Source organism: uncultured Gemella sp. (assembly GCF_963525165.1).
Taxonomy (GTDB): domain Bacteria; phylum Bacillota; class Bacilli; order Staphylococcales; family Gemellaceae; genus Gemella.
Genome location: NZ_CAURJN010000043.1, coordinates 1 through 15,348 on the forward strand (window position 1 = coordinate 1; position 15,348 = coordinate 15,348).

A 15,348-nucleotide genomic window follows, 5' to 3' on the forward strand; every position below is an offset into this window, starting at 1 on the left:
GAAATACAACGCATGTATACCGTCAAGTCGTAACAAGTTATGTAGATGAAGAAGGAAAAGAAATCAACCCTTCAGATAAAGGAACGAAGGATAAAAAAGAAATTTCTGGATATACGTTTAAAGAAACGAAGAAAGATAAAGATGGAAATATAGTTCACGTATATCGTCAAAATCCAAAACCAGTTGACCCAACGAAACCGGTTGAACCAACAAAACCAGTTGAACCAACAAAACCAACGGAAGCAAAAACACCTCAAACAGAAGAAGGGATTCAAAAAGTTCCAACAAAACGCTTGGCAAATACAGGAACAACTGAGAATAACACTGGTTTAGCAGGTTTAGGATTAGCATTATTTGGTGGATTATTGGCAGTTTCGAAACGCCGTAAAAATAAATAGAGAGATTTAGATAAATATCTTTATTTAAATACATGAAATTCTAGGTAGTATCTTTATATTACCTAGAATTTTCATTTTGTTAAAACAACAGAGCTTTTGTATTAGTCTATTTATACGACCAAAATTTATAGAAAATTTTTTGGAACTGAGTATAGTTTTAGAGTTTTAAAAGTTCAAGTGGAAGTAAGTGAGATATTTGTCCATGATAAAAGAGAATTAATAGACATTTCTGACGGAATAGCTTTTGAGATAACACGTTAAGGATAATCCATGTATAATGAGTAGTTTATGACTGTAATTATCAAAGATACACCTACGATTATTCTATTTTATGAGTGTGGAATTATCAAAACTATGATTTTCCTATTTATCTCTTTGTATTAAAATTTATAATAATATTTTAAAAAAACTTTAATTTTTTTGAGTTTTGTTATGTTAATTTTAAGTAGAATGTAGTAGAATATATAGAAGAGATGTTTTATGTCTCTTGACAAATGAATGTATTATTATTAAAGTATTATTAATAATTTTATATTTTAAATTAAATAATTAAAGGAGTGATTTTTATGTTGAAAAAAGTTTTAATTATTATTTCCTTTTTTCTAGGAATAACAGTAGGAACACTTTCAACTAGTGCATTGATATATTATAATATTTTTGCGTCATTGAGTGAGACGATGTTAAGACTTATTGTTACAGTTGGAACTACAGTAGCTTTCGTATTAGTGTCTTTATTATTCTCAGATAGATTTGTAGCAATGTTAAAAAGAATTGAAGATCGTCTTTCAAGAACACCAATCCAAAAAATTGTATTTACGACTATAGGTTTAATCCTTGGTTTATTATTGGCTAGCTTACTATCTTCAGGAGTTGATGTAATAGCTGGTGCAGGAATAATGGGAAGAATTATTTCCGCTGTAATATATATTGTTTTTGGATATTTAGGATTGGTATTAGGATATAGACGTGAAGGAGAATTTCTAAATATCTTTACGACGTTTAAATTTGGAAACAAACCTAAAGAAAAAGATCAAAAAGTTACTACAAAGAAAATTTTAGCGAAGGTTGTTGATACAAGTGCATTAATTGATTCACGTATTCAAGATGTTGCTAAAACTGGATTTTTAGAAGGTAAGATTATTGTGCCAGAGTTTGTTTTAAAAGAGTTACAGCTGATTTCTGATTCTGAAGATCCATTAAAACGTGCAAAAGGTCGTCTTGGTTTAGATTGTGTTGAACATTTACAAAAAATGAAAGAGATTGATCTTGAAATTGATAATAAGTTTAAATATAACGAGCACAAAGGAGTAGATAACTTATTAATAGACTATGCTATAAAATACAAATGTGCTATTATAACGACTGATTATAATCTTAACAAACTTGCGACTTTACAGTCAATTAAAGTTCTGAATGTAAATGATTTAAGTAACGCTGTTAAACCGATGTTAACAACAGGGGAGAGACTGAAAGTTCAAGTATTAAGAGAAGGTAAGGAAAATAATCAAGGTGTGGCTTATACTGAAGATGGAACAATGATTGTTGTTGAAAATGGTAAACGTTCTGTAGGAAAAACTGTAGAAGTTGAGGTTCAGAGTGTTTTACAAACATCTTCGGGTAGAATTATCTTCACTAAGATTGTTTAATAAATTTGCTTTTTTTGAAAAAATGTGTTAATATAAAGTGTATTGTATTAACGAATGATTATTTTAGGAGGAGAGTATGCACACTTTTTTAATGACAATGGCAATAGTGAGCAGTATTCTGTTAATTGTAGTAGTTTTATTACAAGAAAGTAAATCTGGAGGATTATCTGGATTAACTGGTGGAGCAGAAGAACTGTTTGGAAAACAAAAAGTAAGAGGTGCTGAATTAGTTTTACAAAGAATTACAGTAGTACTAGGACTAATATTTTTTATATCACTAGTGTGTCTTACTTGGTTAAAATTATAAACTAGACATAAAAACCTAAAATGTAAATTCATTTTAGGTTTATTTTTATAGAAATAATTATGTGTTGTATAATCTAAATTAAGGAGGATTATATGTTAGAAAAAATTGAAAAAATATTTAAAGAAGAAAAAGTTTTAAGTATAGAAGATTTAAAAGAAAAGTTAAACATTGAATCAGCAAGAGAGTTTGTTGAATTGGTAAAAAATGTTGGAAAGTTAGAACGAAAACTTTTAATTACTCAATTACCTAATGAGAAATTTCTTTATGTTAAGGAAGCATTAGAAATTGAGGGGGTAATTAGATTGCATCAAAAAGGTTTCGCTTTTGTGTATTCTGCAGATTTAGGAATAGAGGTATACATTCCTAAAGGTTTCACACAAAGTGCTATGACAGGTGATGTCGTTTTAGTGAAAGTAGATAGTGTTTATAAAGATGATCGTAATCTTGAAGGTATAGTCCAAAAAGTATTAGAAAGAAATACTAAGTATACAGTTGGAACGCTAACCAATGCAAAGTTTTTCTCTTTTGTTAAAAGTGATGATAAAAATATTGCAAAATATATAAAAATAACAAATGCTAAAAACTTTAATTTAGTTGATGGTAGTAAGGTATTAGTAGAAATTACAGACTATTCAAAAGTAAGTTTTGAAGATCATAAAGGGATTATTATAAAATCAATTGGTCATAAGGATGATCCTGGCGTTGATATTCTTTCAGTAATCTATAAACACAATATTCCAAATGAATTCCCTCAAGATGTGCTTGAACAAACTGAAAAAATAAGTTATGAAATTAAACTTGAAGATAAATATAGAGACTGTACTAATGAAATGGTGGTAACTATTGATGGAGATGATGCTAAAGATTTAGATGATGCTATTTCAGTAGTTAAAACTAAAAAAGGTTATAGATTAAAAGTATTTATAGCTGATGTTAGTAGGTATGTAACTGAAGATAGTCCATTAGATAAAGAGGCAGCGAATAGAGGGTGCAGTGTTTATTTAGCAGATAGAGTAGTTCCTATGTTACCTAGAAAATTATCTAATAACATATGTTCGTTAAATCCTCATGTGTTACGTTATACAATTTGTTGTGATATTGATTTTAATACTAAAGGATATCCAGAAAGTTACGATATATATCCAGCCATAATAAAATCTAAAGGACGATTGACTTATAAAAAAGTTAATGAAGTCTATGCAGAAAACAAAGAAACATTAGAAGAATATAGAGAATACGTACCTATGCTGAAAACAGCGCTAGAGTTATCTACAAAAATTCGTGCTAATAGAGAAACAAGAGGTGCTATTGATTTTGATAAACCTGAATCAAAAGTAGTTGTTGATGAAAATGGAGAAGTTTTAGATATTGTTCTTCGCGAAAGGGGTATATCAGAAAGACTAATTGAGGATTTTATGTTAAGTGCTAATGAAGTAATTGGGGAGCATTTCTACTGGATGCAAGTTCCATTTATTTACCGTATTCACGAAGAGCCTAAAATGGAAAAACTAAGACAGTTCTTTGATATAGCTGCAAGTCTTGGCTATAGAACAAAAGGTAAAATTGAAGAGATTGAACCTTATATGTTAGCAAATATGCTTAGAAAATTTAAAGGAGAAGTTGTAGAAACTATGCTTTCAACAATTCTTCTTAGAACTATGAATCAAGCTAGATATTCAATAAATAATATAGGTCATTTTGCACTTGCTACGAAGTATTATACGCACTTTACATCACCAATCAGACGTTATCCGGATTTATTGGTACATAGAATGATTAGAACATACTTATTTAATGGTGATGTATCTGATCGAACTATAGAAAATTTCATTACTAGATTACCTGATTTAGCTGAGAGTTCTTCAGAGTATGAAAAACGAGCGGTTGATTGCGAACGTGAAGTTGATAAAATGAAAAAATGTGAGTATATGTTAAAATATCAAGAACAAACATTTAGAGGTATTGTCTCAAGTGTTACGAACTTTGGTGTATTTATTACTCTTGAACGAAGTAATATTGAGGGCTTGGTTCATATTAAAGCGATAAATGATGATTATTACACATATGATCAAAAGAATATGATATTAGTTGGTCGTAGAAAGAAAAAAGTTTATAGACTTGGAGACGAAGTAATTGTAAAAGTAGCCAATGTCGATTTAGAAAATCAAGAGATAGATTTTAAAATATTAAAGCACAAATCATTAATTAGTAAAAAATAGAGGATTAGATTATGGATAAAGAAATAAAAGTTATTGCCCAAAATAAAAAAGCTAATCATGATTATTTTATAGAAGAAACTTATGAAGCAGGATTAGTTTTAACTGGTACAGAAATTAAATCTATTAGAAGAGGGAGAATCAATTTAAAAGATTCATACTGTCAAACAAGAAAAGGAGAAATGTTTGTTTATAATATGCACATTTCTTATTTTGAAGAGGGAAATAGATTTAATCATGAACCATTAAGAGTAAGAAAATTATTATTAAAGAAAAAACAAATTGCTTCATTAACTAATGTACAAAACGAAATAGGGATGAGTATAGTCCCATTAAAACTTTATATCAAGAATGGCTATGCGAAGCTATTAATAGGTGTTGCTAAAGGTAAGAAAAACTATGATAAACGTCATGTATTAAAGCAAAAAGAAGCAAATAAAGAGATTAATCGAGTATTGAAAGATAAGCAAAGATATTAAAAAACTGCATATTATTATATCTGTAATTTAAAAAGTATATCGTATCAATATTAAATACGATATACTTTTTTTATATAAAGTGTATAAAAAAAGAACAGCTTTAAGAGAGAATTTTTAATAACTATATTTTAAATAACATTCTAAGTAACTGTTATAAAAAAAGTGAGGAAAATTTTTCAAAAAAATATATTGTTTTTCCATTGATATAAAAGGATTTTTTAAGAATGTTGTAAAAATAACTAAAAAAACGCTTTACATTTGAATGAAAGCGTGCTACAATATTTAATGTAATAAAGAAAATCATTAAATAAATACTATCAAATATTGAGAACTTATAATGTATAATTAGTAGAAAATAGAACAGATAAAAAACTGTTATACATCTGTTAGCTTTAAAAATATTATTACAACAAAAATAAAGTGAAGTAGAATAATTACAATATTTGATTTTTAGTTGATATATAACTTTATTATTTATCGTAATAGATTTTCACAAATCAAACAAAATATATTTATACAAAGGAGAAGTGTTTTCATGGAAAAATTCACTCAGTTATTACAGCCTGTGGCTGATAATTTATATATTTCTGCACTTGTTGCATTAATTCCTATTGTGTTTTACTTAGTAGCACTTGCAGGATTAAAAGTTAAAGGTTGGTTAACAGGTTTATTAACTTTATTAGTAGCAATTGTAATTGCAATTTTATTCTTTAAAATGCCATTCCAATTCGCAGCATTCTCAACTTTACATGGTATGGTTTATGGAGTAATGCCTATTGGTTGGATAATTTTAACTTCAGTGTTCTTATATAAAATGACTGTTAAAACTGGTCATTTCGACATCATCAGAGATAGTATCACATCATTAACTGATGACCGTCGTATCCAAGCATTAATTATTGCATTCTCATTCGGAGCTTTCTTAGAAGGAGCGGCAGGATTTGGTGCCCCAGTAGCTATCACGGCTTCATTATTAGTAGGTTTAGGATTTAGACCACTATATGCAGCAGGTGTTTGTTTAATTGCTAATACTGCGCCAGTAGCATTCGGGGCAGTAGGAGCGCCAGTTACTGCAATGGACGGATTAGCAACTTATGCTAATGGATCTCCTATTGCAGCAGCAGAAATCGCAGCAATGATCGGACGTCAATTACCTCTAGTGTCTATCTTTATTCCATTCTACTTAGTATTAATCATGGCTGGATTCAAGAAAACATTAGAAGTATGGCCTGCGTTACTAGTATCAGGTGGGTCATTTGCACTTGCACAATTCGTAAGTTCTAACTATATGGGAGAACAATTACCTGACATTCTTTCATCATTAGTATCATTAGTATCAATGGTTATTTTACTTCAATTCTGGAAACCAAAAACTACTTGGAGATTTTCTGATGAAAAAGAAGTTGATGAAAATGCAGTACATCCAAAACACAGTTTAAAAGAAGTATTAGTAGCATGGTCACCATTTGTTGTATTAACATTTGTTATCTTCATTTGGACAATGAAATCTTCTAAAGCGTTCTTCAAAACAATCGCTTTAAATCCGAAGGTACCAGTTATTCACAATAATATTATAAGTTCAGTATCTGGTAAAGAAATTGCAGCAGTATTCAAACTTGATTTAGTAGGTTCAATTGGTACAGCAATTTTAGTCGCCGCATTAATCTCTAAATTTATTATTAAAATTAGTTGGAAAGATGCAGGAGCAACATTTGTTCAAACATTTAAAGAAGTTAAAATTGCATTATTAACAATCTCATTCGTTGTAGGATTTGCATATATCATGAATGCATCTGGTATGTCAAATACTCTAGGATATGCATTAGCGGCAACTGGTGGAGCATTTAAAGTCTTGTCACCAGCTCTTGGATGGATTGGGGTATTCATTACTGGTTCTGATACATCAGCTAACTTATTATTTGCTAAATTACAACAAGTTACAGCAAGTAAAGTTGGAATGGATCCATTATTAGCAGTAGCAGCTAACGCATCTGGAGGAGTAGTAGGTAAAATGATTTCTCCACAATCTATCGCAGTTGCAGCAGCAGCGGTAGGACTAGTAGGAAAAGAACCAGATTTATTGAAATTCACAGTTAAACACAGTTTCATCCTATTAATTATTGTGTGTGCTATCATTGCACTTCAATCTACTGGAGTACTTGGATGGATGATTCCTGTACACCCATAATAGAAAAAATTTCAAAGAAGATCGAGTTATGCTCGGTCTTCTTTTCTTTATGCAAAGTAAGGATGAAAAAATATTTAAAAATAAGACCTTTTCGTTAGTATATTTGTTTACAATAATGAAAAATAGTGGTATTATTGATAAGTTAGATTAAATATTATATGAATTAAACATTCTATATATTTTATAAAGTAAGAACAAGGAGAAAAAAATGTCAGTACAATTAAGAGATGATGTTAGAAATATTGCTATTATAGCTCACGTTGACCACGGTAAAACTACATTAGTTGACGAGCTATTAAAACAATCAGGAATTTTCCGCTCAAACGAGCACGTAGAAGAAAGAGCTATGGACTCTAACGATTTAGAAAGAGAACGTGGGATTACAATCCTAGCGAAAAATACAGCTATTGATTATAAAGGTAAAAGAATCAACATTCTTGATACACCAGGACACGCAGACTTCGGTGGAGAAGTAGAGCGTATCATGAAAATGGTAGATGGTGTTCTTTTAGTAGTAGATGCCTATGAGGGGACGATGCCTCAAACGCGTTTCGTTCTTAAAAAGGCTTTAGAACAAAACTTAAAACCAATCGTTGTTGTAAATAAAATCGATAAACCTTCAGCTCGTCCAGAAGAAGTAGTAGATGAAGTTATTGATTTGTTCATAGAGTTAGGTGCAAATGATGAGCAACTTGAATTCCCAGTTGTTTATGCATCAGCTATTAACGGAACGGCTTCTTTAGAGAGTAATCCAAGTGCACAAGAAGAAAATATGCAATGTTTATATGAAACAGTAATTGATTATGTTCCAGCACCAAAAGACAATAGAGATGAACCACTTCAATTCCAAGTAGCATTATTAGACTATAATGACTATGTAGGACGTATTGGTATCGGACGTGTATTCCGTGGAAGTATGAAAGTAGGAGAATCGGTATCTCTTATGAAACTTGACGGAACAGTGAAAAACTTCCGTGTAACTAAGATTTTTGGTTACTTTGGATTAAAACGTGAAGAAATTCAAGAAGCTTATGCTGGGGATATCGTTGCAGTAAGTGGTATGGATGATATTAACGTTGGGGAAACAGTTTGTCCAACAGATCATCAAGAAGCACTACCAGTACTTCATATTGATGAGCCGACGCTTCAAATGACTTTCTTGGTTAATAACTCACCATTTGCAGGTAAAGAAGGTAAATTTGTTACTGCTCGTAAATTAGAAGATAGATTAATGCAACAATTAGAAACTGACGTTTCTTTACGTGTTGAACCTAATACAAGTGATTCTTGGGTTGTTAGTGGTCGTGGAGAACTTCATTTATCAATTCTTATCGAAAACTTACGTCGTGAAGGATTTGAGCTTCAAGTTTCTAAACCTGAAGTAATTATTCGTAACATTGATGGTGTTGATTGCGAACCAGTTGAACGTGTTCAAGTTGATGTACCAGATGAAAGTGTTGGTGCTGTTATTGAATCATTAGGTCAACGTAAAGGTGATATGGTAGATATGCAAGCTGATGGAAATGGACAAACACGTCTTATCTTTAATGTTCCAGCTCGTGGACTTATCGGGTACTCTACAGAATTCATGTCTATGACTAAAGGATATGGTATTATTAACCACACATTCGATTCTTATCAACCAATGCAAAAAGGACGTGTTGGTGGACGTCGTAACGGTGTATTAGTAGCGTTAGAAAACGGTCAAGCTACAGCGTACTCTATCTCAAGTTTAGAAGATCGTGGTACAGTATTTATTGAACCAGGTACTGATGTATATGGTGGTATGATTGTTGGAGAAAACAGCCGTGAAAATGACTTAACAGTTAACATCACAAAAGCTAAAGCTCAAACAAACGTACGTTCTTCTACAAAAGACCAAACAGTAACACTAAAAAAAGCTCGTATTATGACTTTAGAAGAAAGTCTTGAGTACTTAAGTGATGATGAATATCTAGAGGTAACTCCAGAGTCAATTCGTCTACGTAAAAAAGAATTAGATAAAGCAGCTCGTGAAAAAGCAGCTCGTAAAGCAAAATATTCAGAAGAATAAAATCTAAAGAAACTTTCGAAGTAGGAAACTATTTCGAAAGTTTTTTAGTATATATAGGAAAAATGGGAGTGACTCAAAAATCGTGATTTTTTAGGAATCGATTTTGTAAAGTTCCCTCGCAATGGCTTATTAGATTTTTATAAGGCGAATTTAGATATCCATAAGCCGCTGAATTCTATGAGTTTCATATAAACTTTTTTGAATTTAGGTCTTGTGGATTAGCCTTGTTTTTATATATTATTAATTTTTAATTTCTAAATTACCATCTTTTAAAGAGATATTATCTCCTTCTTTAACTTTTTCATATTGTTCTTTAGTAACAGAAACATATTTTGTTTCACCATCTTTAGTCTTGATTTCTAGCATATATACAGGAACTTTTGAGTCTTTTACATTATCTACTAACTCTTTTTGTTGATCGCTAGCATGGATGTGATTATGTGAAGTCGCGGAATTAAATAATGTATACCATAGTAACATATTAGTTATGTTGCTACCTGAGAAAAATCCACTACTTCTATAATTATTGTTTATATAATCTGTATATTGTTTTTTATATCCTTGGTTATTGTAGCTATTATAATCTTTATTATATGAACCATTTGAGCTTTTTGTGAAGTTTTTTGTAGTGTTTGTAGTTGGTTTACTACTTGATGTAGAAGCAGTAGGCTTTGAACTAGAGTTACTATTTGATGGTTTAGAAGAACTAGGTTTTGAGCTAGGTCTTGGAGCGCTTGGTCTTGCTGATGTTCCTTTAGCTTCAATTAGATTAATACTTGATGCACTGATTGTAGAAAAAATTAATGCAGAAGTAAGAAATACACTTGTTATTTTTTTTATTGTATTATTTTTCATAGTATTATCCTTTCACAAATTAATTGTTTTCTGTTGTACGCTTAGCGACGACAGTTCCTTCAATATTTTCTTGAGAACCTGCTTCACTTTTTACAGTATTTTCTATGTTGGTTTTATCGTCTATTTTATTGTCATCTTTAGAATTGTTATTAAAGTAATAAGATAGACCAAAACCAATAATTGTAATTGTTAGTAAAATAAGAAATATTTTTAAAAATCTAGCCATACTAGAATCCTCCTAATACGTAACCTTTCATATCTAATGCACGTTTTAGTCTATCGTATTCAGAAGCTGGAACTTCTAGTTCATCGCCATTTACTTGAGTAATAGTCGCATATTCAGCGTTTAGTTCTTTCCAAATATCCACGATATTATTTAAGTTAATTAATCCACGATTTCCATCGATTAGAGTAATTTCAAACCAATTCATAAAATTACCTCCTTTGTTATTATAGTTAAATTATATCATAGTTTTTAAGAAAAAAATAGTAAAGTAGAAATCATAATGTATTTCTAAAAAATTTTTTAGGTAATAACCTATGATACTTATAAGTAAAATTAATGTATATTTTTAGAAAATTTGATATAATTAAGTTAAGAATAATTTATAGTGAGGACAGGATGATGAAAATATCTGTTATAGGTTCGGGAAGTTGGGGAACTGCTTTATCTCAAGCAGTGGTAGATAATGGTCATGAATTACGCTTATATTCGCGAAGTGAAAAAACAAGAGACGAAATAAATGAAAATCATACAAATAGTAGGTATTTAAAAAATGCTGTTTTACCAGAAGGAGTTGTGGCAACGAGTAATTTAAAAGAAGCTGTCGAATTTGCAGATGTAATAGTTATAGCAGTTCCTACTAAAGTTATGAGAGAAGTAGCAAGGGATATTAATAATTATTTAGAGAGTCCTAAGTTTATTATCCATGTATCTAAAGGTTTAGAGATGGAAACAAATAAAAGGATGTCAGAGGTTATAGCTGATGAAATTGACAGTAATAAATTAAAAGGGGTTGGAGTACTTAGTGGTCCATCTCATGCTGAAGAATTAATATTAAGGAATCCTACAGTCGTTGCTATTGCGTCTAAAAATGAAGAACTAAATAAAGTAGCTCAGGATATTTTCCATAATAAATACTTTAGAATTTATGTAAATAAAGATATAATAGGGGTCGAAGTAGGTGGGGCGCTTAAAAATATAATAGCTCTTGGATGTGGAATGATTGATGGTATGTCTTATGGAGATAATGCAAAAGCAGCATTATTAACTCGCGGATTAATAGAAATAACAAGATTAGGTAAGAAACTAGGTGCAGATGAAATGACTTTCTTAGGGCTTGGAGGAATAGGTGATTTAGTAGTAACGTGTACCTCTAAACACTCAAGAAACTATAATTGTGGTTATTTAATAGGACAAGGATATACGTTAGAAGAAGCTATAGAAAAATTAGATATGGTAGCAGAAGGAGTTAGAACAACAAAAGTTTGTTATTCCCTTTCTAAAAAATTTGATGTTTATATGCCAATCACAGAAAATATCTATAAAGTATTGTATGAAGGACTAAGTATTAAAGACTGCGTTAATAATCTTATGAATAAAATGGCAGCAGAAGAATTAAACAAATTTGAATAAAATAAGTTTACATATTATTAAATAAACTAGAAAAAATCAAAATAAATAGTGAAAATACAGAAAAAATGTTAAAAAACGCTAAAATTCAGTAATAAAACCTTGATTATTAGCGATTTATATGGTAATATTTAATAAGTGAAACGGTAGAACCGTTACTCAATAATGGAGGTAAAGAATTAATGAATAAATCAGAATTAATTTCAAAAGTTGCTGAGAAATCAGGACTACAAAAAAAACAAGCAACTGCTGCTATTGAAGCATTCGTAGAAACAGTTGAAGAAACTTTAGCTAAAGGTGAAAAAATCCAAATTATCGGATTTGGTAACTTTGAAGTTAGAGAAAGAGCTGCTCGTAAAGGACGCAACCCTCAAACTAACGAAGTTATTGAAATCGCTGCAAGCAAAGTTCCTGCTTTCAAAGCTGGTAAAGCTCTTAAAGACGCAGTTAAATAATAACAATTTAATTCAAAAAAGAGGAGTTACTACTTAGTAGCTCTTTTTTTTATAAAAATGGAGGATAGTTTTGAAAAATAAAGAACAATCACAAGAACTTATAAAAACATTATTAGAAAATATTGGAGAAGATACATCTAGAGCTGGATTGCTAGATACACCAAAAAGATGTGTGAAAATGTATGAAGAGTTATTATCTAAAACAAATGTAGATCCAAAAGAGGAAATTAATACATTTTTTGAATCGGATAATGACGAGCCTATTTTAGTAAAGGACATTCAGTTCTATTCTCTATGTGAACACCATATGTTACCGTTCTATGGAGTATGTCACATAGCTTATGTTCCAAATAATAAGAAAATAACAGGGCTTAGTAAATTAGCTCGTCTTGTAGAAAGTGCTAGTCGTAGACTTCAAATTCAAGAAGATATGACACTTATGTTAGTGAATGCAATAGAAGAACAATTACAACCAAAAGGTGTGTATGTAATTATAGAAGCTGAACATATGTGTATGGCTATGCGTGGAATCAAAAAAATTGGATCAAAAACAGTGACTAGTAAGAAAACTGGTGTTTTTTTAGAAGACACAGAATTAGTTAAGGATATTCAATATAAAATTAAGTTATAGTACTAACAGGAGTAGATTATGAAAGAAAGTAGCTATATTATTATTAGAGCTGAAGTTGATAATGTAAAAGTAATTACGAAAAAGACGAATAATGAAGAAGCTCTAGAAATACTAAATAAGGGAGAAGTTATAATTCTAAATATTTTTGATAATATCGTAAACTTTAAAGTTCAAGGAAGAGCGAGAATAGTATCAAATTTAGATCAAGTAATTTCGGAATAAAATTATAAAACTACATAGGCTACCATAATAGCTTGTGTAGGTTTTTTCTTGAAAATATGTTTTAAGTGTTGTAAAGGAGGATAATGTTATATATAATAGATTATGATAAGATTATAATCTATTATAGAAAGGAGAACTATGGTACTTGAAAATAAGCTTGGTATAATAGAAAGCTTAGTTTTAGTACGGGAAGAGGAGCGCCTTAGTAAGAAAAAAGTGATTAAATTATTTACAGATGAGTTACTAAAAAATAAAGAAGTAGGTAAATTTTCTACCTTAGCCTTTATACATCAATATTTATTTGAAGAAATCTATGATTTTGCAGGAAAAGTGAGAAATGTTAATATAGAGGATGTACCCAAAGACCTAAAATTTAACAAAGTTCTTATGAGAACTCATAGACGCAGTGGTTTATTGATATCTAAATTCGCTTTATAAAAGCTTTTTAGATATCTAATAAACTTTGCGGGGATGACTCGACAAAATCGATTTCTCCGAAATCACGATTTTTGAGTCACTTCCACCAGTTATGTTTTTAGATTCTGCATTAAAGCATATAGATGAAATGCCGCAAAGTACATTTGAAGAGATAGTAGAAAAATATGTTGAGATGAATATTTCCCATCCATTTCGTGAGGGTAATGGTCGAGCTACATGTTTATGGTTAGATCATATATTAAAGAATCAAGTTCAAAAAGTTGTCGATTGGAATAAAATAGATAAAGAGGATTATTTATTGGCAATGCAGCGTAGTCCCATTAGAGATATAGAAATTAAACATGTATTAAGAGATGCCCTTATAAGTGAAATTGATAATAGGGAGATTTATATGAAGGGGATTGATGCAAGTTATTATTATGAAGGATATGTAGTTTATAATTTTTAAAATCAAAATAAAAAAGTTCGCAGAAATTTTCTTGCGAACTTTTTATCATTTTACTAGAATAGTAATTTATCTGCTCCACCTAGTTTGTAGTCTAGGGCTGCCATAGCAAGTACGTTAATGAAGTGCCATGGACGGTCAAATTCTGGTTGGAAGAATATATCAGCAAGTGCTAATTGTTCTAATGTCCACTCTGATGCGATAGCTATAGATAAAGCTGCGATAGCACTAGATACGTCATGTTTAGACATAAATTGAGCTCCTAGAACTCTGTGTGTATCTTCATCGAAGTAAATCTTCATGTGAACTAGATTATTTTCTTTTCTCATGAAGTCTGGGTAAATTCTTTCTTCTACATATTTAGAAGCTACTTTACCATCGTATAGGCAAACACCGTTTTGAGATAATCCAGTACTTACAAATTTGTAATCAAAGAATGATAATGCTGAAGTACCGTTTACTGCAGGCATTTTAGTTTTAGTACCCATAGCATTTAATGCAGCAACTACACCTTGACGACGAGCTAAAGTAGCAAGAGCTATTGGTAATTCTCCGCGAGTTGGAGCGTATGGAAGAAGAGTAGAGTCTCCTCCAGCGTATACATCTTTAGCAGATGTTTCTAAGTATTCGTTAGTAACAACAAAACCACGTTCTGTCATTTCTAATTCTTCATTTAACCAAGATGCATCTGGACGAACACCAACAGAAACGATAACTGTATCTGCTTCGTATTCACCTTTATCTGTTACTACAGCAGTGACTTTTCCATTTTCACCTTTGAATGAAAGAACTTTTTCTCCACCACGAACTTTAAGGTTGTGTTTAGCACCTTCTTCAGTAAGAATATCAGTAAGTTCTTGGTCTAAGTATGTATTTAAGATTCTTGGTGCAAAGTCAACGATTGTTACATCGATACCATGTTTTGCATAAGATTCTGCAACTTCAAGACCGATGTAGCCACCACCAACTACAACAGCTTTTTTACTGTTTTGCATACAATCGTATACAGCTTGAGTGTCTTCTGGTCCACGGAAAGTGTGGATATTTTCTAATTCAATTCCTTCAAATGGAGGTTTAACTGCAACCCCACCAGGACTTAATAATAATTTATCATAAGATTGTTTTTCTTCACCAGCCGGTGTTTTAACAACAACATATTTTTCTTTTGAGTTTAATCCTACAACATCGCTATTACAGTGGATGTTAATACCTTGTGAACGGTAAGACTCCTCTGTTGCAAAGTGTAGTTCAGATAACGCTTTAGATGTCCCATCTAAATAAGATTGGCTACCTCAACCCATAAATGATGCCCCAGCGCCTCTTTCGTATAAGTGGATTTCAGCGTTAGGTTCGTTTTTTAAAATAGTTTGAACAGCTTCGTA

16 protein-coding genes and 1 pseudogene are annotated in these 15,348 nt (G+C 30.9%); 13 read left to right on the forward strand and 4 right to left on the reverse strand.

Translation table 11 applies throughout. From position 1 onward, the window contains the following. From RWQ74_RS07735 to typA, 7 genes are all read left to right on the forward strand, one after another. Positions 1 to 398, forward strand: a 398-nt coding sequence (locus RWQ74_RS07735) for an LPXTG cell wall anchor domain-containing protein (RefSeq protein ID WP_314397717.1), incomplete at its 5' end; no start/stop codon positions are given. Between the two features lie 566 nt (positions 399 to 964). Continuing rightward, on the forward strand, positions 965 to 2,044 hold the full coding sequence (locus RWQ74_RS07740; protein WP_314397718.1) for a TRAM domain-containing protein: 1,080 nt from the start codon (positions 965 to 967) through the stop codon (positions 2,042 to 2,044). Between the two features lie 76 nt (positions 2,045 to 2,120). Beyond that, complete coding sequence (gene secG / locus RWQ74_RS07745) at positions 2,121 to 2,351, forward strand: preprotein translocase subunit SecG (RefSeq protein WP_003144724.1); 231 nt, start codon at positions 2,121 to 2,123, stop codon at positions 2,349 to 2,351. Between the two features lie 92 nt (positions 2,352 to 2,443). Next, positions 2,444 to 4,570, forward strand: a complete 2,127-nt coding sequence (gene rnr / locus RWQ74_RS07750) for a ribonuclease R (RefSeq protein WP_314397719.1) — start codon at positions 2,444 to 2,446, stop codon at positions 4,568 to 4,570. An 11-nt stretch (positions 4,571 to 4,581) separates the two neighbouring features. Next, positions 4,582 to 5,046, forward strand: a complete 465-nt coding sequence (gene smpB, locus RWQ74_RS07755) for an SsrA-binding protein SmpB (protein WP_314397720.1) — start codon at positions 4,582 to 4,584, stop codon at positions 5,044 to 5,046. A gap of 535 nt (positions 5,047 to 5,581) precedes the next feature. Next, positions 5,582 to 7,234, forward strand: a complete 1,653-nt coding sequence (locus RWQ74_RS07760; protein WP_314397721.1) for an L-lactate permease — start codon at positions 5,582 to 5,584, stop codon at positions 7,232 to 7,234. Between the two features lie 208 nt (positions 7,235 to 7,442). Continuing rightward, positions 7,443 to 9,287 (forward strand): translational GTPase TypA, encoded by a 1,845-nt coding sequence (gene typA / locus RWQ74_RS07765; protein WP_314397722.1) that lies wholly within the window; start codon positions 7,443 to 7,445, stop codon positions 9,285 to 9,287. A gap of 240 nt (positions 9,288 to 9,527) precedes the next feature. On the opposite strand, the gene RWQ74_RS07770 is transcribed toward typA, so the two are convergent. From RWQ74_RS07770 to RWQ74_RS07780, 3 genes are read right to left on the reverse strand one after another with little or no spacing between them, the layout of a single operon-like run. Then, entirely contained in the window at positions 9,528 to 10,142 is a 615-nt protein-coding gene (locus tag RWQ74_RS07770) for a hypothetical protein (protein ID WP_314397723.1), read from the reverse strand. 19 nt (positions 10,143 to 10,161) lie between these two features. After that, a complete protein-coding gene (locus RWQ74_RS07775) occupies positions 10,162 to 10,368 on the reverse strand; it encodes a hypothetical protein (protein WP_314397724.1) in 207 nt (68 codons plus the stop codon). 1 nt (position 10,369) lies between these two features. Further along, positions 10,370 to 10,573 (reverse strand): hypothetical protein, encoded by a 204-nt coding sequence (locus RWQ74_RS07780; protein ID WP_314083913.1) that lies wholly within the window; start codon positions 10,571 to 10,573, stop codon positions 10,370 to 10,372. Positions 10,574 to 10,764: 191 nt separating this feature from the next. On the opposite strand from RWQ74_RS07780, the gene RWQ74_RS07785 reads away from it, so the two are divergent. The 6 genes and pseudogenes from RWQ74_RS07785 to RWQ74_RS07810 all read left to right on the forward strand — a co-directional run. Continuing rightward, a complete protein-coding gene (locus RWQ74_RS07785) occupies positions 10,765 to 11,778 on the forward strand; it encodes an NAD(P)H-dependent glycerol-3-phosphate dehydrogenase (protein ID WP_314397726.1) in 1,014 nt (337 codons plus the stop codon). Positions 11,779 to 11,957: 179 nt separating this feature from the next. Then, complete coding sequence (locus RWQ74_RS07790) at positions 11,958 to 12,230, forward strand: HU family DNA-binding protein (RefSeq protein ID WP_003144688.1); 273 nt, start codon at positions 11,958 to 11,960, stop codon at positions 12,228 to 12,230. Between the two features lie 70 nt (positions 12,231 to 12,300). Then, a complete protein-coding gene (gene folE / locus RWQ74_RS07795; RefSeq protein ID WP_004264307.1) occupies positions 12,301 to 12,861 on the forward strand; it encodes a GTP cyclohydrolase I FolE in 561 nt (186 codons plus the stop codon). A gap of 18 nt (positions 12,862 to 12,879) precedes the next feature. Then, positions 12,880 to 13,083 carry a trp RNA-binding attenuation protein MtrB gene (mtrB, locus tag RWQ74_RS07800; RefSeq protein ID WP_003146887.1) on the forward strand — a complete coding sequence of 68 codons (204 nt, stop codon included), beginning with the start codon at positions 12,880 to 12,882 and terminating at the stop codon, positions 13,081 to 13,083. Positions 13,084 to 13,221: 138 nt separating this feature from the next. Beyond that, positions 13,222 to 13,521, forward strand: a complete 300-nt coding sequence (locus RWQ74_RS07805) for a hypothetical protein (RefSeq protein WP_314397727.1) — start codon at positions 13,222 to 13,224, stop codon at positions 13,519 to 13,521. A gap of 85 nt (positions 13,522 to 13,606) precedes the next feature. Further along, positions 13,607 to 13,969, forward strand: a pseudogene (locus RWQ74_RS07810) (cell filamentation protein Fic); the annotation flags it as partial. A 53-nt stretch (positions 13,970 to 14,022) separates the two neighbouring features. On the opposite strand, the gene RWQ74_RS07815 reads toward RWQ74_RS07810, so the two are convergent. Further along, positions 14,023 to 15,348 (reverse strand): FAD-dependent oxidoreductase (locus RWQ74_RS07815; RefSeq protein ID WP_314397728.1); only part of this gene is annotated, 1,326 nt, incomplete at its 5' end.

What these genes read in the sequence shown, in the direction of transcription:
- RWQ74_RS07740 (WP_314397718.1), top strand. Translation starts at nt 965, where the DNA reads ATGTTGAAAAAAGTTTTAATTATTATTTCCTTTTTTCTAGGAATAACA.
- secG (WP_003144724.1), top strand. Translation starts at nt 2,121, where the DNA reads ATGCACACTTTTTTAATGACAATGGCAATAGTGAGCAGTATTCTGTTA.
- rnr (WP_314397719.1), top strand. Translation starts at nt 2,444, where the DNA reads ATGTTAGAAAAAATTGAAAAAATATTTAAAGAAGAAAAAGTTTTAAGT.
- smpB (WP_314397720.1), top strand. Translation starts at nt 4,582, where the DNA reads ATGGATAAAGAAATAAAAGTTATTGCCCAAAATAAAAAAGCTAATCAT.
- RWQ74_RS07760 (WP_314397721.1), top strand. Translation starts at nt 5,582, where the DNA reads ATGGAAAAATTCACTCAGTTATTACAGCCTGTGGCTGATAATTTATAT.
- typA (WP_314397722.1), top strand. Translation starts at nt 7,443, where the DNA reads ATGTCAGTACAATTAAGAGATGATGTTAGAAATATTGCTATTATAGCT.
- RWQ74_RS07770 (WP_314397723.1), bottom strand. Translation starts at nt 10,142, where the DNA reads ATGAAAAATAATACAATAAAAAAAATAACAAGTGTATTTCTTACTTCT.
- RWQ74_RS07775 (WP_314397724.1), bottom strand. Translation starts at nt 10,368, where the DNA reads ATGGCTAGATTTTTAAAAATATTTCTTATTTTACTAACAATTACAATT.
- RWQ74_RS07780 (WP_314083913.1), bottom strand. Translation starts at nt 10,573, where the DNA reads ATGAATTGGTTTGAAATTACTCTAATCGATGGAAATCGTGGATTAATT.
- RWQ74_RS07785 (WP_314397726.1), top strand. Translation starts at nt 10,765, where the DNA reads ATGATGAAAATATCTGTTATAGGTTCGGGAAGTTGGGGAACTGCTTTA.
- RWQ74_RS07790 (WP_003144688.1), top strand. Translation starts at nt 11,958, where the DNA reads ATGAATAAATCAGAATTAATTTCAAAAGTTGCTGAGAAATCAGGACTA.
- mtrB (WP_003146887.1), top strand. Translation starts at nt 12,880, where the DNA reads ATGAAAGAAAGTAGCTATATTATTATTAGAGCTGAAGTTGATAATGTA.
- RWQ74_RS07805 (WP_314397727.1), top strand. Translation starts at nt 13,222, where the DNA reads ATGGTACTTGAAAATAAGCTTGGTATAATAGAAAGCTTAGTTTTAGTA.